The sequence below is a fragment of the Vibrio genomosp. F6 genome (assembly GCF_005146325.1).
In the GTDB taxonomy this organism is placed as follows: Bacteria; Pseudomonadota; Gammaproteobacteria; order Enterobacterales; family Vibrionaceae; genus Vibrio; species Vibrio cortegadensis.
The window spans coordinates 21,845-39,512 of the sequence record NZ_SYUT01000023.1 but is presented as its reverse complement, the minus strand read 5'-3'; the positions used below and the strand labels follow the sequence as shown (position 1 = coordinate 39,512).

General features: G+C 43.3%; 14 protein-coding genes and 1 pseudogene. 9 read left to right on the top strand and 6 right to left on the bottom strand.

Features of this window, described 5'->3' with window-relative positions:
* Positions 1 to 19: 19 nt before the first annotated feature.
* Positions 20 to 1,033 carry a class 1 fructose-bisphosphatase gene (gene fbp, locus FCV43_RS08695; RefSeq protein WP_017051472.1) on the top strand — a complete coding sequence of 338 codons (1,014 nt, stop codon included), beginning with the start codon at positions 20 to 22 and terminating at the stop codon, positions 1,031 to 1,033.
* A 126-nt stretch (positions 1,034 to 1,159) separates the two neighbouring features.
* Here fbp and FCV43_RS08690 read toward each other — a convergent pair whose 3' ends face one another.
* The 3 genes from FCV43_RS08690 to tamA are packed head-to-tail and all read right to left on the bottom strand — an operon-like array spanning position 1,160 to position 7,013.
* Positions 1,160 to 1,504 carry a gamma-glutamylcyclotransferase family protein gene (locus tag FCV43_RS08690; protein WP_136994913.1) on the bottom strand — a complete coding sequence of 115 codons (345 nt, stop codon included), beginning with the start codon at positions 1,502 to 1,504 and terminating at the stop codon, positions 1,160 to 1,162.
* 20 nt (positions 1,505 to 1,524) lie between these two features.
* A complete protein-coding gene (gene tamB, locus FCV43_RS08685) occupies positions 1,525 to 5,298 on the bottom strand; it encodes an autotransporter assembly complex protein TamB (RefSeq protein WP_136994912.1) in 3,774 nt (1,257 codons plus the stop codon).
* On the bottom strand, positions 5,295 to 7,013 hold the full coding sequence (gene tamA, locus FCV43_RS08680) for an autotransporter assembly complex protein TamA (RefSeq protein ID WP_136994911.1): 1,719 nt from the start codon (positions 7,011 to 7,013) through the stop codon (positions 5,295 to 5,297). The genes tamB and tamA overlap by 4 nt, the downstream gene beginning before the upstream one ends.
* Positions 7,014 to 7,194: 181 nt before the next feature.
* Here tamA and msrA point away from each other — a divergent pair, with 181 nt between their 5' ends.
* The 8 genes and pseudogenes from msrA (at position 7,195) to FCV43_RS08640 (ending at position 13,602) form a co-directional block, all read left to right on the top strand.
* Positions 7,195 to 7,821: a peptide-methionine (S)-S-oxide reductase MsrA gene (gene msrA / locus FCV43_RS08675; RefSeq protein WP_136994910.1), complete on the top strand. Its 627-nt coding sequence runs from the start codon at positions 7,195 to 7,197 to the stop codon at positions 7,819 to 7,821.
* A gap of 174 nt (positions 7,822 to 7,995) precedes the next feature.
* On the top strand, positions 7,996 to 8,547 hold the full coding sequence (locus tag FCV43_RS08670) for a YtfJ family protein (RefSeq protein ID WP_113795493.1): 552 nt from the start codon (positions 7,996 to 7,998) through the stop codon (positions 8,545 to 8,547).
* 102 nt (positions 8,548 to 8,649) lie between these two features.
* Entirely contained in the window at positions 8,650 to 8,916 is a 267-nt protein-coding gene (locus tag FCV43_RS08665) for a DUF2607 family protein (protein WP_017051466.1), read from the top strand.
* Between the two features lie 183 nt (positions 8,917 to 9,099).
* On the top strand, positions 9,100 to 9,774 hold the full coding sequence (zrgA, locus tag FCV43_RS08660; protein WP_136994909.1) for a zinc uptake protein ZrgA: 675 nt from the start codon (positions 9,100 to 9,102) through the stop codon (positions 9,772 to 9,774).
* A gap of 73 nt (positions 9,775 to 9,847) precedes the next feature.
* Positions 9,848 to 10,570 carry an ABC transporter ATP-binding protein gene (locus FCV43_RS08655; protein ID WP_136994907.1) on the top strand — a complete coding sequence of 241 codons (723 nt, stop codon included), beginning with the start codon at positions 9,848 to 9,850 and terminating at the stop codon, positions 10,568 to 10,570.
* Positions 10,567 to 11,832: an ABC transporter permease gene (locus FCV43_RS08650; protein WP_136994905.1), complete on the top strand. Its 1,266-nt coding sequence runs from the start codon at positions 10,567 to 10,569 to the stop codon at positions 11,830 to 11,832. The genes FCV43_RS08655 and FCV43_RS08650 overlap by 4 nt, the downstream gene beginning before the upstream one ends.
* 136 nt (positions 11,833 to 11,968) lie before the next feature.
* Positions 11,969 to 12,397 (top strand): annotated as a pseudogene (locus FCV43_RS08645) (DUF3299 domain-containing protein); the annotation flags it as partial.
* Positions 12,398 to 12,702: 305 nt separating this feature from the next.
* Entirely contained in the window at positions 12,703 to 13,602 is a 900-nt protein-coding gene (locus FCV43_RS08640; RefSeq protein WP_017051461.1) for a TIGR03899 family protein, read from the top strand.
* Positions 13,603 to 13,658: 56 nt separating this feature from the next.
* Here FCV43_RS08640 and cysC read toward each other — a convergent pair whose 3' ends face one another.
* From cysC to cysN, 3 genes are all read right to left on the bottom strand, one after another.
* Positions 13,659 to 14,300, bottom strand: coding sequence for an adenylyl-sulfate kinase (gene cysC, locus FCV43_RS08635; RefSeq protein ID WP_017051460.1), 642 nt, complete (start codon positions 14,298 to 14,300; stop codon positions 13,659 to 13,661).
* A 65-nt stretch (positions 14,301 to 14,365) separates the two neighbouring features.
* Positions 14,366 to 16,090: an SLC13 family permease gene (locus FCV43_RS08630; RefSeq protein ID WP_017051459.1), complete on the bottom strand. Its 1,725-nt coding sequence runs from the start codon at positions 16,088 to 16,090 to the stop codon at positions 14,366 to 14,368.
* Positions 16,091 to 16,232: 142 nt separating this feature from the next.
* Positions 16,233 to 17,663 (bottom strand): sulfate adenylyltransferase subunit CysN, encoded by a 1,431-nt coding sequence (gene cysN, locus FCV43_RS08625; protein ID WP_017051458.1) that lies wholly within the window; start codon positions 17,661 to 17,663, stop codon positions 16,233 to 16,235.
* Positions 17,664 to 17,668: the final 5 nt, after the last annotated feature.

Below are 17,668 nucleotides of genomic sequence, written 5' to 3'. Positions count from 1 at the left end.
AGAACGTTAAGGAAATAACATGTCTGATTTACGCACCCTTGGTGAGTTTATTGTTGCAAAGCAAGCTGACTTCCCCCACGCAAGCGGTGATCTTTCGTCTCTTTTATCTTCAATTCGTCTTGCTGCTAAAATTGTAAACCGCGAAATTAATAAAGCAGGATTAGTTGATAGTATTACTGGTGCTGTCGGCACTGAAAACGTCCAAGGTGAAGAGCAACAAAAACTCGATCTTTACGCGAACGATAAATTTAAAGCGGCGCTAGAAGCCCGCGATCAAGTTTGTGGTGTCGCCAGTGAAGAAGAAGATGAAGCGGTTGCTTTTAATAAAGAACTAAACAAAAACGCTAAATACGTCGTATTGATGGATCCGCTCGACGGCTCTTCAAATATTGATGTGAACGTATCTGTTGGAACTATTTTCTCGATTTATCGCCGAGTATCTCCAATCGGAACACCACCGACTCAAGAAGATTTCTTACAGCCAGGCAACAAACAAGTGGCTGCAGGTTACGTCATTTACGGTTCATCAACCATGTTGGTTTACACCACAGGTAAAGGCGTAAATGGTTTCACTTACGATCCATCGCTAGGCACTTTCTGTCTATCTCATGAAAACATGATGATCCCAGATAATGGTAAGATCTATTCGATCAATGAAGGCAACTATATTCGCTTCCCAACAGGCGTTAAAAAATATATTAAGTTTTGCCAAGAAGATGTGCCAGAAGATGGTCGCCCATACACCTCTCGCTACATTGGTTCATTAGTCGCAGACTTTCACCGCAACCTGCTTAAGGGCGGAATTTACATGTACCCAAGCACACAAAGCCATCCGAAAGGTAAGCTACGTTTGCTGTATGAGTGCAACCCTATCGCTTTCATCATGGAGCAAGCAGGCGGTCTAGCATCTGATGGCGTTAATCGCATCATGGACCTAAAACCAACAGAACTGCATGAACGTGTGCCCTTCTTTGTTGGCTCTCCAAGCATGGTTAACAAAGTTGAAGAGTTTCTTGAGTTAAACCAAGACTAACTTTTGATGGATTTATCTTCTATCAGTATCAACGAAAAGTAGACGTCAAAGCGCTGATTAATTCAGCGCTTTTTTATTTAAAGAGAAAGGCAAAATTAAAGAGGAAAACAGCCAATCTTTTTTCACTTAACGCAGGCACCAATCTCCTGATTCTATCGGTTTACGCAGCTGGCGAGTATCTTGATAGAGGTAGGCCCATGCCAACCCAAAAGGTGTATTGATTGATTCTCTTCGATACTCAATAGGGATATCTTCTAAACGATCAAGCTGCTCTAAAATGTCATCGTTAATCGCATAAACCTCACCGACGATACATTGCTTTCCTTCAATAATTGCGGGGTATCGCCCCAAGTCAAACAGGGCGAAGTTTGGTGGCGTTGTAAAATTTCCGATAAATTCGGCATCATCTAGATAGAAATGGTTCGGTTCATTTTTACGTAATGTGCCGTAAACAAAAACGAGATGCGTCATACCCAATACCACTTTATTACTTAATTGAATTCAAACTGATAAAGAAGATCCACTGCGCTATCAAGCCCAGAAACGGCTTCGACATATAAATCCTGCATCAAACGATAACGCACAGTAAATTCACCAAGCGAGTTAAAAATACCCACGCCATATTTCACTTGGAGACCCGGAAAAATATAACCACTAACCGTCACTTGTGAGTCATCACCTGAGCCTGCGGTATCCAGCTGTAAATCTTGTACACCAAAGGCTTCGCCAAGCTCGCCTACGATTTGGCCACTCTTCGCTAAACTTAAACCAATTAACGTCGTGGTCATGGCGTTACCTCCAGATTCTCCATCAATGTTTTGTCCACGCAGCAGGTATGACAAGGCATTAGCTTGAGGCATTGCTGGATCTGAAAAAATCTCAACAACGGGTTCACTGGCAGGCCCAGAGACTTTCACACCCGCAGTCACTTTATCCTGCGTATTATCTGGGTTACGGATCGCTTTAATCGATACATAAGGCTCATCAACCGGGCCATTCATCAAAATTTTGCCCTGCTTAATCAATAAGTCTTGCCCAAAAGATCGGTAAGACCCGTTGGCTATATTGATCTCACCAGTCACAAATGGACCTTTATCTTTTTGTGCCACATTAAGTTGACCGATCAAACCGCCTTCAAGTCCAAATGCGGAGAGTAGAAAATCATCACCTATCGAAATATTGATGTCCGTTTCAACATCAAAAGGAATAGGGGTAGCTTCATCGACTGGTTGTAGATCTTTATTCAAAATTACCTGATCTTTTGATATACCCACCGCACTTTGTGGCAACTCTTCTACAACAATTCGTCCCCAAGGTAGAGCAATGCTTCCTGTGATCTTCGCTAACTTCGGGCTCACATCAATCGTCATATCCGGTACTAATTTAATCTTCACCATAGGCGGCATATCGACCTTCAACTGCTCGGCAAATACTCGAATATTGGTATGCCAATCTTTTAAATCTTGCCAGTCTCCAGTACCTGCGATATTTAAGTCGCCATCAGGGGTAATAATATCGGCATCTAACTTGGCTTGGTAACCCATGAAATCAATGGCAAGGCGACCTGAATTGACATCGATAGGCGACACATCCCCTTTTAATACCATGTCATCAACGATCAGTTTTCCCTTCACTTTCGGATGCATTAATGGCCCGCTCAGTGCAAGGTTCGTTTCTAGATTCGCTTTCAATAAACTATAGTCACCGACCAGTGGTTGAAGGAAATCAAGATTAAAGGTAGATAAGTTAAGCTCGGCATCCACAAGCTTATCTTCCGCTTGAACATCTGGTAGCGCTAAATGACCGGAAATATCACCATTATCCGTCATATCCAATAACCACTTAGCTTGCAGTTGGTTATCCTTTAGTGCCATTTGTAAACCTATTGAATCCCAACCGACCACGATCGGTTGCTCTAACGTTTGAGTCACTTGACCTTTTGGCATCTCCACTTCGACAGTCAATTCTGGTGCTTTCTCTGGAGCCCATTTCGCCCAGGCAGTGGCATTCACCTTCCCATCAACCTCTGTTTTTTCTGGGATAAATTGCTTTACTTGCTCAAAATCAAACTGTTGAATAGCTAAACTCGCCTCACCCGATTCCCCAGCTTGCATATCTTTCGTTAAGCAGACTTTCGATTTTGATTGTGTCCAACAATGCGCTTGCACAGAAGCTTGTTTATTGTCGATATCAAAACCTAACTTCACGGCATGATCAAGCTCCCACGGTCCTTGTTCGCTACTCACGAGAACCCTTTGTAACACCCCACTCCATTCCATTTTTGGCTTATCGTTAAATGAACCCGAAAGTGCCAAGCTGGTAGAGACAATATTTGAAGCCACATCGAGCACGAGTTGGTGAGCATCCTGAGTCCCTGAAAGATCCAACTTAACGCTATCGACAAGCTTATCTTCATAGGAAAGATGACGGGCAAGCAATTGGATGTCTGCTTTCGGCTGCGGTAATGGTTTTACACGACCAGATAGAGATAAGTGTTGTAAACCCATCTGTTGTTGCCACTGAACATTATCGACATTGATATCCAGCTCAATTTCAGGCTCTTTTAGCGCGCCACGTAATTTCAAATTACCTTGCATGTTGCCACTGAGTTCTGGAAGCGATTTAGCAAAACTGGGGAAGTTTAACTGAACGTCCATCTGCCAGTTTTTATCTAACAAGCCTTTTGCGTTAATCGAGTTGGGACCATGAGATAACGCGAACCCATCAGTTTGTACTTTGAACGCTCCTTTTCCTGTCACATCCGATGCTTTCAACTGCCCTACAATGTTGAGTGGATAATCTCGTAAAACTCCGTCGACATTCAAACTCGGTAACTCTACCTTCCAACCGCCCTCAGCCGTTAAAGAACCTGAGGTAGCCAACTTACCGCTTATAACCCCTTCCGCCTCTTTCCATTGCAAGCCAGGCTTGATGTCACTAAAGCTCAAATCCGCTTTCCAATTGATGGGTGATGTCCAATTTGCCATCACTTTACCACCCAGTTCACCGCCGAGTGTTTTGATCGCAATCGAATCAAGATCAATCTGGCTCAGAGTTCCTTTGCCATTGAGGTTAACCTTCATTTCTGGAATGTCTTTGCCAGAGATTTGAGTATCAAGCAGTAAAGAGTAGCCCTCTAAAGAACCTTGCGTTTTAAGCTGATCTATCGTCACTTGGTAGTCGCTTTTTCCAGATAGCGGCCACTGAGCCTTCCCCTCGGAAAGTCGAAGATCAAAAGGTAACGTCGATTCAAGTGGCTTAATGTCACCAGACAATAGCGCATCAATCACACCAGAAAACTGACTCGAAAAGGTCAGTTCTCCTACACTTCCTGAGGCATCTAAAGAGAGTTTCTGCCCTTTTAGTTCTGTCTCTTTAAGTAGTGCATCCAGAGTTAAATTTAATGGGTAATCTTCTTTTAACTCCACTTCTGCCTGTGCACTTGCTTTAATTTGCGGCATATCGAGTTCAAGAGTGTTGAGGACGACCGAGTGCTCACCTGCTTTTGCTTCCAGCCCCAGATGGGTGACATTGACTGGCGAGTCCTGGATCAAGGTAAAACTAGAAAGATCAAACCGTTTGAGATCCACTTTCAGTGGGATCCAAACTTCTGGCAGTTTGATCGCTGTTTTGTCCGCTTCAGATTTTACCTTTTCAGCACTCTCCGCCTTAGGCTCGACAGGCTTATCTTCATGCCCTTTTGCTAATTGAACATTAATCGTCTCAAGGCGAGTGCGACCTATCGCGAGTCTGTCTCCCTGCATCGACAGGCTCGTCGAGAAGTGTTGCCAATCCACTTTATAGCCTAAAATATTCAGATCAATATCAAGCAATTCAATGCGCTTAATGTTAATTGGCAGAGGAACGGCAATGGATGTTAGCGGCTCTTTCGAAGGGTCTTCCGACGACGAGGGAGGCAATTCAGATAAATTCAGCGCTAACCCTTGAAGGGCGATTTCATCAATACATAACGAAGGGTCAAAAAAGCACTGCGCCTTTACCGCTAAGGTCAGTTGCTGTAATTGAGCGTCGATATGCAAGCTATCATCAACAAAACGGACATTATTAAGACTGAACCTCGGAAACAAAGCTCCCTCTGTTGATTCAACACTGAGTTGAGGTAGCGCTTTTTGTACCCCCCAAATAGTCAGCTTTAGCCCTGAATTGGTAAACAGTAATATGGCAATAAAGAGAGTGAGCAACAGCAGTAAACTCAATGCGCTCATCGAGAGCCATTTTGTCCACTTAAACATCACCTTAATCATAATTCTGGCCCTAAGGTAAAGTGAACTTGGAATTCGTCACCGGGCGTTTCATCTAACCCCCATGCAAAATCAAGACGAATTGGGCCAACAGGAGAGACCCATCTAACCCCGACACCCACACCTGTTTTCCAATCTGGTGTATTGTTGAAAGCATCACCGTAATCAACAAACGTCGCTGCCCACCAATTCCCCACCACTCGGTATTGGTACTCTAAGGTACTGGTCGCAATATATTTCGCCCCGGTTAAAGCATTACTTTCATCTTTTGGCGAGATAGATTCATATTTATAGCCACGCAAATTATTGTCACCACCAGCAAAGAAACGCAATGAAGGCGATAGTGAATCAAACTCATCCGCAAAGTTACCTCCCCCTTCTAAACGAAGTAAGCCTCGGTGGTTTTCTCCTATCCCGCGGATCCAAGATGTACGCCCTTGCAACCGAAAAACACGAGTTTCAGACAGCAGTTCATCATCACCATACTCAAACGTTATGCTTTGCTTATCTCCCCACATTGGCATCGCCCCGCCTCGGCTGCGACTGCGACTGCGTGAAAACGACATGCCAGATAGCAAGAACCGCCCAACATCATCTTGTAAACCTTGCTCGTAATTTTCAATCAAGTAACGGACAAATAGCGTTCTGTGCCAACCATTATCCAACAGCCAGTGCCTTTCGACGGCCAAATTTGACTCTAAACTTACCGTATCTCGAGTATCGACATTTTTCATTCCATATTGGATGCGATAGTAATCATGAAGCACGTCTTCAAGTGGGATTTTATAACCTGCGGTAATGGTTTGTTCAGGCACAGACAAAGACAAACTGCTATCAAAACTATGTCCGTAACGATTAACCCACGGTTTTTTCCAGTTCAATGTTCCGCGGACACCGACATCGGTTGAATAACCAATACCCGTTTCAATTTGATTTTTAGCTTGTGGGGCTAACGACACCTTCATGGGTAAATCTCGACCTTTACCTAACGAAGTGAGATCCGGTTCGACAAAGACAGATGAAAACCAATCGGTGTTCGACAAGGATTGATTAAATGCACCGACTTTAGACACCAAGTAGGGTTCTCCCGTCTCATAAGGCTGTAATGATTGAACTCGCACCTCTTCAATTTGACTGCCATTAATCTGGGTAGAACCAAAGTGATAGCGAATACCACTTTCATAATGAAGTTTTACGTAGGCGCGATTTAATTCCGGCACCACCTCTAAGCGACTTATCTTATAATCCGCATCGAAGTAGCCTTTCTGCAAAGCCAGATTTCGTATGCTTGATTTCAGGCCATCATAATCACCATGGTTTAACACCGCACCCAGCTTTAACTTTGAATTCGCAACCAAGGCCAAAAAGTCAGGGTCATTTTCCGCTTCTCCTGAAATCACGATGTCGTTACTAAAAATGGTAACGGGCTCTCCCAACGCTACCGTCGCGATGAGCTTTTTATCCCCTTTAGGTACTGTAAAATTGATGGTTGAATGGTAGTAACCCAAAGCATTTAAGGCATCACGAACACTGGTTTCAATACGAGATTGAAAGCGCAACGAAATGGAGTAGTCCTCTTCAGGAATCGAAGATAGATACGCATCGACATTATCTTCTAATGCACCTTTTAAACCTTTAATCTCCAAAGAGACATTCGCCATTGCATTCGTTGAGAGAATCAAAAGGCTAATCAATACTAGTAATGTTTTTCTTATCATGCTTAATTGGATGAACCACGTTAATGAAAAGTAAAATCAATTAACTAAAATAATAACGCTAAATTCTCTTTAAGTCTGTAATAAAACAGAGGGTTCTTCGGTCTGTTTCTATAAATAAAACCTCTATTTTTCTCTCCAGATTTCATTCTACTGACATAAAATTAAACAAAAGGATGCCGTAATGTTCTCAAAAACAACCCTGATCAACGTAAACGATGCGCTTCCCGGACGCTCTCAAGCAATGCCGCTCACTGAGGCGCATTTTGTCAATCACTCAGCCCTAGATTCTCCGTTAGCGCCAGAGCAACAACAAATTCTATTCGGTATGGGTTGTTTCTGGGGAGCGGAACGACTGTTTTGGTCTCTCGATGGCATCGTTTCAACGTCTGTTGGTTACGCTGGGGGCTACACTCCGAATCCTACTTATGATGAAGTCTGCTCAGGGCTAACTGGGCATACCGAGGTAGTACGCGTTGTCTTTGATACAACTAAAACGCACTTAGAGGATATTTTAGAGCACTTTTGGGAACGCCATGACCCGACTCAAGGGATGCGCCAAGGTAATGACTCTGGCACTCAGTATCGCTCCGCCATTTACTGCTTTAGTGAAGAGCAACTCAATATAGCAAATGTCTCCAAGTTGCGTTATCAAGAGGCGTTAAATCACCAAGGCCAGCCGCACATAACCACTGAAATATTACCTGCGGGTCAGTACTATTTTGCAGAAAGCTATCACCAACAATATTTGGCAAAGAACCCTGAAGGATATTGTGGTTTAGGTGGCACAGGTGTGTGCTTTCCTGCTTAAGCGCTCCATCATAGCCAATGATGGATACATGAAAGAAACCGCATAAAAATGGGATCTATATCAGATAGCACTGGCTTTATTCTCTGAAAAGAATCAAGTCGCTATCAATTATTCGTCATGTTACAAAAATGTGTTTTATACTTGCCGAGCAAATACATAAACGGAAAAAAAATAATGAACAAAAAGACTCTCCTAACTCTAATACTTGCTTGCTCACCTATGCTTACATCGGCGCATAACCTCACAGTAGGAAAAACGGTTCCTGACATTGCCGTCAGCTCTTATGGCGAAATCGTCCTAAATGGCGATGACACGGCTTACCAAGCTTGGAACAACGAACAACTGCTCGGCAAAGTTCGTGTGATCCATGCCATTGCAGGGCGCAGCAGTTCAAAAAAAATGAATTCACCGTTAATGGCCGCCTTAACCGCAGCCAAATTCCCAACCGATAGCTACCAAACCACCACCATTATCAACCAAGATGATGCCATTTGGGGGACAGGATCATTTGTGAAATCATCAGCAGAAGAGAGTAAACAAGAGTTTCCATGGTCTTCAATGGTGCTGGATGAGAATGGCAGTGTTGCAAATGCTTGGGAGTTAGCAGAAGAGAGCTCAGCCATTATTGTGCAAGATAAGCAGGGCAAGATTTTATTCGCCCATGAAGGTGCATTAGATGATACTCAAGTCCAACAGGTATTAGGTCTCATTAAAGCCAGTTTGTAATAACGAATAGTAAAAATAGGTTTCCATTTAAGGATATTGTTATAGTATAACAATATCCTTTTTCCATCTCGTACTTGAACTATGTGGTTACGTCGACAGTCAATGAGTAAGCTAACGACCGTAGTAGCAATTTTGCTAACGCTATGGCTTAACGTTGCATTTGCGGCACACCAAGTTGATCTAGACTCTTCACACCACCAGCACCATCAATGCGAGTTGTTTTCCGTTGCCCAGCAAGGGTTATCACATTCTGCACCACTCATTTTCACACCTCTTACACCTTTCTTCTTCCCTAATACAGAAGATGTGAGAGCGACGGCTCGACTCTATTTTCCCTACCTTGCACGTTCTCCTCCGTCACTAAAATAGTTATTCCTATACCGCTATGCATTTCACGATCACATCCATGACTTAATTTTAAGAGCTTAGTTGTAAGATCTCGGTTTTAAGTACTGAGTTTTAAGGGCTTGGTTTTAATAACTTGGTTTTGGATACGTATCGGCATGGCGATGATCAATATTTTCACTATTTTAAGTTATTAAAGGGCACATCATGCAACAGCAAACAAAATGGACAACACTCGCAGGTCTTATCGCACTCTCTTTACAGGTTTCTTCAGCGCACGCAGAAGATGATTTTCGTGATCACGAAGCGCATGTCCATGGTCATGTAGAGCTAAATATCGCCCAAGATGGTCAAGAACTTTTATTTGAAGTATCCGCACCGGGTGCCGATATCGTTGGATTTGAACACCCACCAGAAACCGATGCAGAGAAACAGGCTCTTGCAAAAGCCATTGCTTTACTAGAACAGCCACAACAGCTTATTTCTCTCTCTGGTAATGCACGCTGTGAACTGGAATTCAAATCGGTAAAACACACGCTATCAGATAGTCACCATGACGAGCATGATGACGCAGAACATCACGACGAACATGAACATCATCAAGACAAACATGATGACGCAGAACACCACGATGAACATGACGATCATGATGATGCAGAACACCATGATGAGCATGAACACGACTCAGAAGCACACGCTAAACACGGTTCATTTACCGTTGAATACCACTATCAATGCGGCGACATCACTAAGTTAACTGAATTCCAAACCTCTTGGTTCAATGCATTTCCAAGTACAGAGTCGATTGAAGTGAATTTGCTCACTGACACTAAGCAAACGGCACTAGAACTCTCACCAAAGAACACCAAGTTTAACTTTTAATTAGCTAGCCAAGTAAGTAGGTGCTTACTTGGCTATCTCTTTATGTTGATTTTACTATCAAGTGGGGAGCTCAATGATAGAGAATAATCACTCAAACCAACCGACGAAGAGTGTGGTAAAACTAAGAGATGTCAGCTTTCGCTGGAAGGAGGAAATGGAACCGACGTTACTCATTCCATCTCTAGAGATCCAATCCAAAGAGCACCTTTTTATTAAGGGCCCGAGTGGATGCGGTAAGTCGACACTATTAGGGTTAATGACGGGTATAAATACAGCTCAAGAAGGTGAAGTCTCCATTTTAGACACCGACTTAAGTACGTTGAAACCGAGTTTGCGAGATCATTTTAGAGCGGAGCATATTGGTTATATATTTCAACAGTTCAACTTACTGCCTTACTTATCGGTTCTCGATAATGTCATTCTTCCTTGTCAATTTTCCACTCTCCGTAAGCAGAGAGTCCAAGGTGATATCAAGCAAGCAGCAGAACAGTTACTCAAAAGATTACACCTACCTAGCACGTTAATTCATAAACCAGTAACCGAACTGAGCATTGGACAACAACAACGGGTTGCGGCAGCTAGAGCTTTGATTGGTAACCCTGAAATTATCATCGCAGATGAACCGACTTCCGCTCTTGATCATGATAATCGTAGCGCTTTCATCACCGTTCTAATGGAAGAAGTTGAACGAGCAAATTCAACACTGATATTTGTCAGCCACGATCCAACCTTAGAACCACTTTTTCAACGTTCAATTAACTTGAAAACCATCAACAAAGCGGGATTAGATTCATGAAAACAACCGCACACCTAGCATGGAAGAGCGTCTTAAACCGCAAAACGACGGCTATCCTTACCATTTTAACCGTTGCGATTTCAGTCGTGTTGTTAATGGGTGTTGAGCGAGTCAGAACTCAAGCGAAAAGCAGTTTTGCTAACACCATTTCAGGTACCGACCTTATCGTAGGTGGTCGCTCTGGACAGGTAAATTTGCTGCTCTATTCTGTATTTAGGATCGGCAACGCGACCAATAATATTGATTGGAAAAGTTATCAAGAGTTTAGCCAACACCGCTCTGTCGATTGGGCGATTCCCATTTCATTAGGCGATTCTCATAAAGGGTTTCGTGTCATGGGAACCAACCATAGCTATTTTGAGCATTTTAAATATGGTAGTAAGCAACCACTTACTTTTAGCCAAGGTGCTGAATTTAAATCATTATTCGAAACTGTGATTGGTTCAGATGTCGCTAAATCTCTTGGTTATCAAATCGGGACAGAGATTATCTTAGCTCATGGGATCAGCGACGTTGGATTTAGTCGCCATGATAACCTTCCTTTTAAAGTGGTCGGTATCCTTGCTTCAACAGGCACCCCAGTCGATAAAACGGTGCATGTTTCACTTCCTGCCATTGAAGCCATCCATGTCGGATGGGAGTCAGGTGCCAATTTAGGTAACAACCCAACCGCCGCGCAATTAGAGGCTCACCAACTCAAGCTTCAACCACAACAGATCACGGCCATGCTGCTTGGGCTGAAGTCAAAAATTCAGATTTTTTCGCTCCAAAGACAAATCAATACTTATCGTAAAGAGCCACTCAGCGCCATCATGCCCGGTATTGCTCTGCATGAATTGTGGGGAATGATGTCGGTAGCAGAACAAGCGTTAATGATTGTTTCAGGATTTGTGGTTGTTGCCGGTTTACTCGGCATGCTAAGCAGCTTACTGACCAGCTTACAAGAAAGACGCCGAGAAATGGCCATTCTCAGAGCGATGGGGGCAAGGCCAAAGCATGTATTTGCTCTACTGATAAGTGAAGCAAGTGTATTAACTTTCGTGGGTATTACCACTGGTGTCATCACTCTGTATGCCCTGCTTGCCGTTATCGGCCCAATTATCCAGCAGCACTATGGCATCAACATCGCACTTAATGGAATAAGCCATCATGAATGGTTGCTACTCGGATTAGTCCAAACGGCTGGTTTAGTTATCGGCTTCATTCCCGCTTTTCGTGCTTATAAACAATCTCTCAGTGATGGCATGACCATACGAATTTAAATAGATAAGGTAAACAATAATGAGAAAAACCCTACTAATACTGCTCTGCTTTTTAGGGGTAACCAGCCCTAGCTTTGCAAACTCTAAGGTTGAAAGCCAAATCGTTGAAAACCAAAGCGTTGAAATGCCGAGTAGTGATGAAGTCTTGACCCTAGATTGGATAGATCTGATCCCCAAGAGCGAGCGTAACAAATTTGATGAGTTTGGAATGCCAACCGTAGATCATTCAAGCACAACAATGAGCCAATCAAAACTCGGAGCGGTGAGAACAGAATTAAATGGCAGCAAGGTGAAGATACCCGGATTTGTGATTCCGCTAGAAGGTGATGAAAATAAGGTCACGGAGTTCTTACTTGTGCCCTATTTTGGCGCTTGCATCCATGTTCCACCACCGCCACCGAACCAAATTATTTATGTAAAATTCCCTAAAGGGGCTCCCGTTCAAGACCTATGGGATGTAATTTATCTAGAAGGGACATTAAAAACTGAAACGATGAACCATGATTTGGCTGAAACTGGATACTTAATTGAGGGTACGTCAATAGAAGCGTATGACGACATGTAATATTTTTAACAAATGATCAACCAGTAAAAAAGACTAGTCTAAACAATATATTTAGATAAATAGACTAATACAGCGACGTACACTATCAGCAATAGTGTTATCGACAGCTGTTTCTTCCATTTATTCTGTTTAAATTGCATCATAAGACCTCACTTTGACGGTAACAATTTTAACAAGTTATTATCATTTGTGGTAGTCAAATTTTCTTAGTTCAGATCTCACCTTAAAGGGTTTGACTAGCACCAAACCCTTTAAAGCGGTACATTTTATCTAGGTGCATACACATCCTTGAAACGGTATCCAATATGGCAGAGACAAACAAACCAATCGTTATTGAGCATGAATCAAATACTCAAAGCTCTACGCATCAAGAAAAAAAGTCATACATAAAAGATAGTGCAAGTCGAGTTATGAACATTGCACAAAGCTATAGCTTAGATGCGATGCTGCAAAAAGATGCACCAGAAAAAAAACTGATTGAACGCGCACTCGTCCGAGAGAAGAAGCGTAAAGAACAGCGGCAAAAGAACCTAGAACAGATCCTAAAAATTACCCACGCATCATGTAAAGATGAAACCGCAGGAGAGCCGGATCAAGATTGGTTGTATCGCTTCTTCGACATGGCTCAAGATATTCATAACACGTCAATGCAAAGACTCTGGGCACAGGTACTCAAAAGAGAAGTGACCAACCCAGGTTCAACGTCGATGAAGGCATTGAAAATACTCAAAGACATGACCCCGAAAGAGGCGCAAAACTTACAAAGAGCCGCTTCATTGGCCTGCAGTTTTGGGAGTGATAATAGCCGAAAACTACTGCTCGGGTATAAGTCGCATGCGGGGATCTTCAGCTTTGGTAAACGAGATACCACCAGCACCATTAATTTAGGTAGCTTCCAAATTCCCTACTCCAGTCTATTGCTATTGATTGAGCTTGGGCTACTACTTGGTACCGAATTGGAATCTGGGGAGATCGAGTTTGATCCAGCTCTTAGCTTGACCTATCAAGGTAAACAGATCAGTTTGCAGCCGCTAGGTAAAGGGGTGAAGCTTGTCTATTACCGCTTCAGCCCGACGGGTAATGAATTATGCAAGCTGCTAGGTAATAAGCCCAATATGCAGTATTACGATCAACTGGTGGGGCTGCTTAGTCAAAAGTTTACCGTTCAAACCGAGGTAAAAAGCACCGTTCACCACACCGTTTAAGATCAAACTCGAACTTATATGAATTAAGGGCGACATAACATCGCCCTTAATTCTCCTTATGAGATCACCGCGCGATCCTTTAGCGCCTGAATACAAAGTTCAACAAGTTGCTCGACCGATAGTTCCCCAGCAGGAAGATCGATCTCAGGCTTCAATGGCGCTTCATACACCGAATCAATGCCAGTAAAGTTGGCAATTTGCCCTGCTCTCGCCTTTTTGTATAAACCTTTTGGGTCCCTTTGTTCGCACACTTCGAGTGGTACGTTAACAAATACTTCCAAAAACTCCCCCTCAGGTAATAAATCTCGCACTAACTGCCGCTCAGCACGATGAGGCGAAATAAACGCAGAAAGCACAATCAATCCAGCATCGGCCATCAGTTTAGCGAGCTCTCCAATACGACGAATATTTTCACGGCGGTCTTGATCAGAAAAGCCCAGATCGCCACACAAACCATGGCGGACATTATCCCCATCGAGTAAATAGGTGTGGTGACCTAACTGAGCCAGTTTTGACTCTAAAGCACCTGCGACGGTTGATTTCCCAGCGCCAGATAACCCCGTAAACCAAAGTACTACCGGTTTCTGATGCTTCAATTTAGCTCTGAACGCTTTATCAACCGAGTGTTGATGCCAAACGATATTTTCATCTTTATTTACTGTTAGTGGCGCTGTTGATGTAGCCGTCGATGTTGTCATAGTCAATCCTTGTCAAGTACCAAAACAGCCCATTCCTTCCATGCTTTGGTACTGTTTTAATATATTCAAAATGGGAAAAAGTAAGGGATCAGGCTTAAAACCAATCCAGAGTAAACGATAGAAATCGGCACTCCAATTCGTAGATAATCTTTCATTTGATAATTGCCCACGCTATAGACCAATAAATTGGTTTGATAGCCATAAGGGGAGATAAAACTGGCGCTGGCACCAAACAACACCGCCATAATAAATGGCATGGGATCGACGCCATATCCTATCGCCATACTGTAGCCAATAGGAAAAGAGAGAGCGGCAGCGGCGTTATTGGTTACGAGCTCCGTTAAAATCAAAGTCACAAAGTAAGTCGCCACTAAAGCACCAAATACCCCCCAACCATTGAATGCCTCCATGAACATTTCCCCCATTCGCATGGAGAGGCCAGAGGAAATCATCAACTGGGCAATAGAAAGAGCCGAGCCCACAATAACGACAATATCAATGGGGAAACGTCGACGGATCTCACCAACCTGAATAATACCCATCACAATCATCGCCAGTAGGTACAGTGACAACCCTTTAATAATCGGAACATAACCCAATAGCGAACCACCAATCACGGCGGCAAAACCTAGCAATACGAGTGTTGACTTGCTTTGATCCAACTTTGCACTCGAATCTAGATCATTAATCAATACAAATTCACGTCGATGAGCCTGCCTTTCGGATTCAAAACGCTTACCAGGAACCAAAACTAAAGTGTCCCCAGCCGTTAACGTGATATTGCCTAGTCCACCTTCTAACCTTTCATGCCCACGCCTAATTGCCACAACTACTGCATCAAACCTATCTCTAAAATGGCTGGTTTTTAATGTCTTGTTGCAAAAACTCGCCGAAGAGCTCACCACCACTTCGACAAAACTCTGTCCATTTAGGTGATGCTGACCAAATAGAGTGAGGCCTTGTATTTCTTGCAGAGTGGCGACACTTTCAACATCGCCACAAAACAACAATCGATCTCTTGCCATGAGAACAAAGTCTGGATCAATGGAGGTTTTTGTTTCGCCATCGCGGATCACTTCAGCCAAAAAAAGTTTACGTAACGCTCTAAGGTTATTTTCACTCACGCTACGCCCCACCAATGGTGAACCAGGTTCTACTCGCGCTTCAAGAAAATAAGGCAAGTCATCTTGGTTTTGATCGTCATAATCAGGCAATAAATAGCTCAAAGGGATCAAGATCAAGACACCGCCAAACAACACGGCAAGTCCGATCATTGTTGGAGCAAAAAAGCTGAGGCTAGGTAATCCAACATCTTCAACAAAGCTGTTGATGATCAAATTGGTTGAAGTGCCAATCAGCGTTAACGTTCCCCCTAAAATAGCCGCATAGGAAAGGGGAATAAGTAATTTTGATGGCGCATGTTTCTGGTTGCGCTTAATGGCACTAATTAACGAGACCACCACTGCGGTATTATTGGTAAACGAAGAGAGTAAAGCCGTTGAAACGCCGAGCTTCGCCACAACTGTACCCAACTTCCCATTAGAAATAATTCGGCTCACCCAACTGATAAGGCGAGTTTTTTCTAATGCACAGGAGGCTAAAACAAGCAAAACTAGCGTTAATAATGAAGAATTCGTGAAATTTTCAGCCACACTTTTCAGCTCTATCATCCCCGCTAAAAAAGCGATGAATGAAGCACTGGCAAATATGATGCTAGGTTTAATTTTAGTTGTCAGTAGGCAAGTGATGATGCCAAGCAGCACTGCTAACACAAATCCTTGTTCCCACATAAACGCTTCCCTGAGTGTGAAAGTGATCACTCACTTCCACACATTCACCTATTTGAATTAGAGACATAACCCCAAGTGAGACATTCGATTGTTAGTCAATCTCACACCCTACTTTTACATCTCTACTGGCTGACTTTTATCTCTACTTGCGAAGTAGTTGGCTCAAATCTTTCGCATCCCAGTGCGGGAAATGTTTACGAACTAATGCATTGAATTCGATTTCAAATGCAGAGAAGTCACCTTGAACCTTCGCCACGCTATCTAAACCTTCACGGATAAGCCCTGCTCCCACCGTAACGTTGGTTAAGCGATCAATAATGATAAAGCCGCCAGTATCCGCACATTCACGATATTTATCTAACGCCACAGATTCGGTTAGTGACCACTCACACAAGCCGATACCATTGAGCGGTAATTCACTTGCCGTATGGGTTGAGAGGTTATTAATATCGTATTGATGGCGAATAGAACTGACTTGGCCAAGTGTTTTCTTACCTGCCACTTTAATATCATACTCACGACCCGGTTTAAGCGGTTGCTCTGTCATCCATACCACATCGGCTAACAGATGGTTCGTTGTTTCAATTTCAGCATTCTCCAACACGATTAGATCGCCTCGGCTAATATCAATCTCATCTTCAAGAGTCAGTGTTACCGCCAGCCCCGCTTGAGCAGATTGTAGTTCACCATCAAACGTGACAATGCTCGCCACTTTAGAGAACTTGCCTGAAGGAAGTGCTTTGATCGTGTCGCCAACAGCTATCTGACCTGAAGCAATCGTGCCAGAAAAGCCTCGAAAGTCGAGATTAGGACGGTTGACGTACTGCACAGGGAAGCGGAAGTCACCACCAGAGCGACTTTGATCAATATCGACAGTCTCAAGAACCTCTAACAGAGTTGGGCCTTCAAACCATGACATCTCTTGACTCGCCGATGCAACGTTTTCACCTTCTAAAGCAGACAGTGGAAGAATCTGAATATTGGTATCGCCTTGCAAATTTTCAGCAAACGATAAATATTGATCGCGGATCTCTTCGAATCGTTGTTGTGAATAATCCACAAGATCCATTTTATTGACCGCGACGACAAAATGTTTCAAGCCAAGTAAGTTAGCTATGAATGAGTGGCGACGAGTTTGGTCTAGTACGCCTTTTCGAGCATCAATCAAGATCACTGCAAGATCACAAGTCGAAGCTCCGGTTGCCATATTCCGCGTATATTGCTCGTGCCCAGGAGTATCCGCGATAATGAACTTACGCTTCTCAGTAGAGAAATAACGATAAGCAACATCAATGGTGATCCCTTGTTCACGCTCAGCTTGCAAGCCATCAACCAGGAGGGCCAAATCAGGCTTTTCACCCGTCGTTCCAACGCGTTGGCTATCTGAGTGAACCGCCGCTAACTGATCTTCATAGATCTGCTGCGTATCATGGAGCAAACGTCCAATTAAGGTACTTTTCCCATCATCAACCGAGCCACAAGTTAAAAATCTGAGCATCGATTTATATTGGTGTTGATTAAGATAACCTTCAATGCCTAACTCAGCGAGTTCAGCTTCAACTGCACTATTCATTATTC